General features: G+C 58.5%; 2 rRNA genes. Both read left to right on the top strand.

What is annotated here, in order from left to right:
• Positions 1–120: ribosomal RNA gene (locus tag AC1D2F_RS23940) — 23S ribosomal RNA — on the top strand; the annotation flags it as partial.
• Between the two features lie 214 nt (positions 121–334).
• A 5S ribosomal RNA gene (gene rrf / locus AC1D2F_RS23935) occupies positions 335–451 on the top strand.
• Positions 452–512 lie beyond the last annotated feature (61 nt).

Raw genomic sequence — 512 nt, 5'->3', positions numbered from 1 at the left:
CATACACCTTGTGTGTGAGAGGCCCCCAGCCAGACCACTGGGTTGATAGGCCGGATGTGGAAGCGAGGACTAACGACTCGTGAAGCTGACCGGTACTAATAGGCCGATAACTTACACCACACACCCATCCCGTGAACGGATTCAAAAGACGTTCACACCCCGGGAAGGGTACAAAGAAACAAGACTGCTTGCGTCCACTATGTGGTTCCCAAMCAACAAACCCGTCACCGACGGCACTGTTGCACAGGAACCGACAACAAAATAACAACACCACAGATGTTGTAACCACCAGATTTCCCACCCCCGGCACGGCCGGCGGGTGCGGACACAGGGTTACGGCGGTCATAGCGTGGGGGAAACGCCCGGTCCCATCCCGAACCCGGAAGCTAAGACCCACAGCGCCGATGGTACTGCACCCGGGAGGGTGTGGGAGAGTAGGTCACCGCCGGAACACCATTCACGGTCGAGGACCCCCAACCACAGGTTGGGGGGGGGTCCTCCCGCATTTAACC

The organism is Arthrobacter sp. P1_B3, assembly GCF_056406615.1.
The sequence above is the reverse complement of the archived record's forward strand: the minus strand, read 5'-3'. Positions and strand labels throughout refer to the sequence as shown.